A 4,080-nucleotide genomic window follows, 5' to 3' on the forward strand; every position below is an offset into this window, starting at 1 on the left:
TAATGTGTTTGCCTTTTGTGTTATAATGTTCTTGCATCTCTTGGTATCCTTTTTTTGTAGTTACTAAAAGTATATCCTATGAGATGCTTTTTTTGTACTACTGGCTAACTTAATTATATAATTTACTTTTTATTTATTTTAACAAAAACTACTTGAAATTTTCAGAAAAATAAAATATAATATTTTTACGGATATCTAGTAAATATAAGGAGGAAAAAATAATGGAAGAAAAAAAAGTAAATGAAGAACTACAAATTGAAAAGAAAATTGAAGATGCTGATGACAATGTAGATTTAAATAATTTAACAAAAGAAAAATTAGATTCGTTAACTAAACGTTTAGATCACATGGTTCCAGACGAAAGATATTAATATTTATTATATGCTGTCTGTGGCTTTATGATAAATATATAAATTCACAGACAATTTTTATTATTTATGTTTAAAATATATTGAATAGAAGGTTGATAATATGTCTGTTATTGGATATAGAGAAAAAATAAAGTTATTAAATAATAAAGATGATTTATTTATAAAATTGCAAAAAATAAATAATTATTCTGAAAGTCAAGCTGAAAATGTAAAATATGAAATTCTTAATATAAGCGGAGATGAATTTTATTTAGTTAGTGGTGACAGAGATAATCTATTAAAAACTACAGCACTGAATACGCATAGAATAACAAAATTTGATAAGGATTTTAAAAATGATGTAGAAGAAGCGTTGGAATACTTAAAACAAAATTTTGAAGAATTTTATATAGTTATAAAAGAGAATGTAAAGTATATAGTAAATCTCACGTTAAAAGAGGATAGTAGAGATATTGATTCTACAATAACCTCCTGTTCACTACCTAATCTGCCTTATGTTATATTTATATCTTATAAAGCAGGATACCACATTCCTCCTAGTAATGTTATTTCTACTAAGAATAAAGTATTATTGGCAGAAAATATTTATCATGAAGCAATACATCAAATAGTTAATATGAGTATTTTGAAGAAAAATGTATTACCTAAAAATTATTCTAGTGCTACATCTCCTAAAATTGATATTCCTTGGAGAAAGCAACAAAAAGAAGAGAGAAATAAAGCGTGGGAATTGGATAGAGTATTGCATGCTACTAGTGTGTATGCAAATTTATTACAATTTAGAAAGAAAATGTTGAATGAAATAGTTAATAATGATTTTAAAGAGTTTTATAAAGAGGCTTGCAACTCTGGAGAGGAATCATTCAATCATTTACTTAATTCACTATATGAAAAAATAGATTATTTTGATGTCGATGGAAAAGATATAATAGAAAATATTAAAACTTATTATAGTTAGGGAAGAGTATATGTTAAATAGAAATTTTACCTTTTTGTGGTGTTCTCAAGTAATAAGTACTTATGGTAATAAACTAACAATATTCTCACTACCTTTAGTAGGGATATATGTTTATAATACTAATATTTTAGAAACGTCTATTATTACAGTATTGTCGTTTTTACCAAGCATGCTATTTAGTACGCTAGTAGGAGTTATTGTTGATAAAGGAAATAAGAGGATAATAGGAATAATTACGAATCTTATATGCTTTATTATTTCTATTGTACTTTTCATATTTTCATTAGCAAAACTACTTCCATTAGAAGGATTCTATATATTGATTTTTTTACTGAATACATGTTTATTATTTGGTAGTATATCTTTTTATAGTCAAGTTCCTATGTTAGTAGATAAAAATGAATTAAAGAGAGCCAACTATAGAATGGAAATTAGTAATAGTATTATAGATACAACGGCTCCAAGTATTGCAGGGATTATATTTAGTGTACTATCAGCTCCTTTTATTTTTATATTGGATGGAGTGAGTTTTATATTAGCAAGTATTTGTCAGATGTTTATTTCTTCTGAGGTGGAAAAAAATATAAAAAAAAGTAATAAAAAAGTTGTAGTTCACATAAAAGATGCATATAAATATATTTATAAAGAAAGATTATTATTTGTCTTGGCGATAAGCTACTTTATGTTAGTTTTTGGTATTGGTATTTTTCAATCTATTCAATTTTATTATTTGAGTAAAGTTTTAGAAATTTCTACAACTATAATTGGAATTATTATTAGTATAGGGAATATAGGACTTGTAATTTCATCTATTATCTCCTTTAAAATGTCAGAATATTTCGGTGGTGGAAAAACAATAATTATTGCTTTTTTTCTATATGCATTAGGATTTCTTTTATATTATTTAAGTGACAGTGCTAGTGTTATATTAATAGTTATAGCAAATATTCTTATAGGAGCTGCGATGCCTTTATATAACGTAAATGCGTCAACAATAAGGCAAGGGAAAGTTGATATATCCATGTTGGGAAGTGTATCAGCTATTTGGAGGATTTTTGGAAGGGGAATGATACCTTTAGGAGCCACAATAGGAGGATTTATATCTACAGTATTTTCTGTAAAATTTTCTATACTAATATCGTTTATTGTTGTTTTTATAAGTATGATAGTATGTATCTTTTCAAAAGAATTAAGAAAATATAAAGAATAGAGGTTAACGATGGAAAATAAAGAATGGTATAAATTATGGAAAAGTGAGAAATATTTTAAAGAAAGTGATTACCAAAAAGAATTGCAACCAGAGTTTTCTAAAGTAACGGAAAAGTTAGAAGGTATAAGTAAGAAACTTTTTGAATTGCTTCCAGATTATAGTTTAGGTCCAGAAGAGAGAATAGAAAGACTGGCTAGGGTCATTCCTGAGAGTATTTTAGAAAGTAAGAATATGCTAACCGCAAGAATTAAATTAAATAATATAACTATGAAGTTAAATTATTTGATTCCTGATCCTGAGCTGACTGAAATGGAAAAGATAGATAAATTAGTAGAGATAATAAATTTATTAGAACCAGGAGAAGAAGAACTAATAAAAAAATTGGAAAAAATTGACGATTTTAGAAGGACAGATATAGGAAGAAGATTTTGATATATAAATTGTAACTCATCACAGAAATTTTCTGTGGTGGGTTTATTTTTTTTATATAAATTGCACTGAACTATAGTCAAATAAATAGACATAATTATGAGAAAAAATTCAGTAAAATTTAATTTATGCTGAGAGATAGTAGTGGTATAATGTGAGAAAAATGTGGCCTACTTGACCACTTTTTCCACATTTAAAACCACTGCTCTGGAGGCGCAGTATAAAATAAAAATTCTAACTCTTTATCGTTAGGAGTCATATAATCTAAAGAACTATGTGGTATATTATCATTGTAGTAACTCTCTATATATTCAAATAAAGATAAATATAAATTTTTACTTGAAAAATAAGATTTTCTATTACCTTCTTCTTTTTTAAGATACTTAAAAAAGGATTCACAACAAGCGTTATTATAAGGGTGTCCTTTATCAGAAAAAGACTGAACAATAGAATTATTATCTAGAAGACTTCTAAAGGCAAATGAAGTGAACTGTGTACCACGATTAGAATGGAACATTAATGATTTTGGTCTATTTCGTTTTTCGTATGCCTCGTTAAATATTGAAATAATAAGATTACTATCTTGATTTTTTGAAATATTCCAAGATACTATTTTTCTAGAAAATAAATCCATAATAACGCATAAATAAACCCAAGAATTATTAACTTTGATGTAAGTAAAATCACTAACCCAAACTAAATTAGGCTCAGTTGGATTGAATTCTTTATTTAAGTGATTTTGAAAATATGAATCTTCTGTATCTACACTATTGCGTTTAATAAAAGGTTTTACAGTAGGCATAGTAGGAAGATTCAATTTCTTATTTAATCTATATACCCTACCAACACTTATTTTAATGCCATAGTCACGATTTAAAATATGAGTAATTTTATATATTCCTAGTCTTTTCTTATATTTCCCATGGATTTCCAAAATCAATCTAAAAATATATTGATTCTCTTCAGTTATTTTAGATATTTTTGACGAAATATATTTATAATATGTACTCCTATTTACATTTAACACTTTACAAAGAAGCTTGATATTGTGTTGGTTTTTAAGGGGATTGATAGCTTCTAATCTTTGTTTAAGTGTGGAGTGAATATGGCAA

General features: G+C 26.0%; 5 protein-coding genes. 4 read left to right on the forward strand and 1 reads right to left on the reverse strand.

Going from position 1 to position 4,080, the window contains the following annotated elements; genetic code table 11:
- The first annotated feature begins 221 nt into the window (after positions 1-221).
- The 4 genes from KMP12_RS07120 to KMP12_RS07135 all read left to right on the forward strand — a co-directional run bounded on the left by KMP12_RS07120 (position 222) and on the right by KMP12_RS07135 (position 2,971).
- On the forward strand, positions 222-371 hold the full coding sequence (locus KMP12_RS07120) for a hypothetical protein (protein ID WP_215757029.1): 150 nt from the start codon (positions 222-224) through the stop codon (positions 369-371).
- A gap of 100 nt (positions 372-471) precedes the next feature.
- Positions 472-1,329 (forward strand): hypothetical protein, encoded by an 858-nt coding sequence (locus tag KMP12_RS07125; RefSeq protein ID WP_215757030.1) that lies wholly within the window; start codon positions 472-474, stop codon positions 1,327-1,329.
- A 10-nt stretch (positions 1,330-1,339) separates the two neighbouring features.
- Positions 1,340-2,539, forward strand: coding sequence for an MFS transporter (locus KMP12_RS07130; protein WP_215757031.1), 1,200 nt, complete (start codon positions 1,340-1,342; stop codon positions 2,537-2,539).
- 9 nt (positions 2,540-2,548) lie between these two features.
- Positions 2,549-2,971 carry a hypothetical protein gene (locus KMP12_RS07135; protein ID WP_215757032.1) on the forward strand — a complete coding sequence of 141 codons (423 nt, stop codon included), beginning with the start codon at positions 2,549-2,551 and terminating at the stop codon, positions 2,969-2,971.
- A 190-nt stretch (positions 2,972-3,161) separates the two neighbouring features.
- Here the strand turns inward: KMP12_RS07135 and KMP12_RS07140 are convergent.
- Positions 3,162-4,080 (reverse strand): IS3 family transposase (locus KMP12_RS07140; RefSeq protein WP_215757033.1); only part of this gene is annotated, 919 nt, incomplete at its 5' end.

Source organism: Gemella sp. zg-1178 (genome assembly GCF_018790995.1).
GTDB lineage: Bacteria > Bacillota > Bacilli > Staphylococcales > Gemellaceae > Gemelliphila.

Excerpts from the sequence above, each read along its gene's own strand:
- KMP12_RS07120 (WP_215757029.1), top strand. The coding sequence starts at position 222 with ATGGAAGAAAAAAAAGTAAATGAAGAACTACAAATTGAAAAGAAAATT.
- KMP12_RS07125 (WP_215757030.1), top strand. The coding sequence starts at position 472 with ATGTCTGTTATTGGATATAGAGAAAAAATAAAGTTATTAAATAATAAA.
- KMP12_RS07130 (WP_215757031.1), top strand. The coding sequence starts at position 1,340 with ATGTTAAATAGAAATTTTACCTTTTTGTGGTGTTCTCAAGTAATAAGT.
- KMP12_RS07135 (WP_215757032.1), top strand. The coding sequence starts at position 2,549 with ATGGAAAATAAAGAATGGTATAAATTATGGAAAAGTGAGAAATATTTT.